The organism is Corallococcus sp. CA054B, assembly GCF_003611625.1.
GTDB lineage: Bacteria > Myxococcota > Myxococcia > Myxococcales > Myxococcaceae > Corallococcus > Corallococcus coralloides.
In genome coordinates, this window is record NZ_RAVY01000412.1 from 1 (window position 1) to 943 (window position 943).

Below are 943 nucleotides of genomic sequence, written 5' to 3' on the forward strand. Positions count from 1 at the left end.
ACCGGACTGAGCCCGGAAGGCCCTTCTCCGCCCCTCCCGGGCTCAGTCCGGTGCCGTCCAGGTCCTGGAATCGGCTCCGGGCTCGGGCAGTCCGTCCGGGCGCCCGAGCGCCGTGCACAGCGCCTTCAGCACCACGCGCGACTTGAGGAGCAGCTCCTCCAGTTCGGCCGCCGGGTCCGAGAGCGCCACGATGGCGCCGCCCGCGCCGATGTTCACCTCGCCGGGGTGGACCACCGCCGTGCGGATGACGACGTTCAGGTCCGCCGCGCCGGTGGCGGAGAAGTACCCGATGGCGCCCGAATACACCCCCCGGGCCTCCCCCTCCAGGCGGTCGATGAGCTCCATCGTGCGCTCCTTGGGGGCCCCCGTCATGGAGCCTCCCGGAAAGGCGGCGCGCACCGCGTCCACGGCGGTGAGCCCCGGGCGCAGGTGGCCCCGGATGGTGCTCACCAGTTGGTGCACCGTGGCATACGACTCCACGTGCATGAGCCGGGGGACGTGGACCGAGCCCACCTCGCATACGCGCCCGAGGTCGTTGCGCACGAGGTCCACGATCATCAGGTTCTCCGCCCGGTCCTTCTCCTGGGAGCCCAGCTGCTGGCGCAGCCGGTCGTCCTCGGCTGGCGTGGAGCCGCGGCGCAGGGTGCCCTTGATGGGCTTCGACTCGACCCAGCGTTCGGCGTCCACGCGCAGGAAGCGCTCGGGGGAGGAGCAGGCGATGCCTAGTGGTCCCATCCGGAGGTAGGCGGCGTAGGGCGCGGGATTCAGCCGGCGCAGGCTCCGGTACAGGTCCAGGGGCTCGACGTGCGTCCGGGCGAGGAGCTTGTTGGTGAGACAGACCTCGTAGGTCTCGCCTTCGTGGAGCTGTTCCAGGCAGCGCTGGATGTCGGCCAGGTAGGTCTCGCGGTCCCTGGCGAGCTGGACCGGGAAGGGGGCTCCGGAG

General features: G+C 71.6%; 1 protein-coding gene. It reads right to left on the reverse strand.

Going from position 1 to position 943, the window contains the following annotated elements:
* Positions 1-42 precede the first annotated feature (42 nt).
* The coding region (gene pabB / locus D7V80_RS41075; RefSeq protein ID WP_120593159.1) for an aminodeoxychorismate synthase component I at positions 43-943 on the reverse strand (901 nt) is incomplete at its 5' end.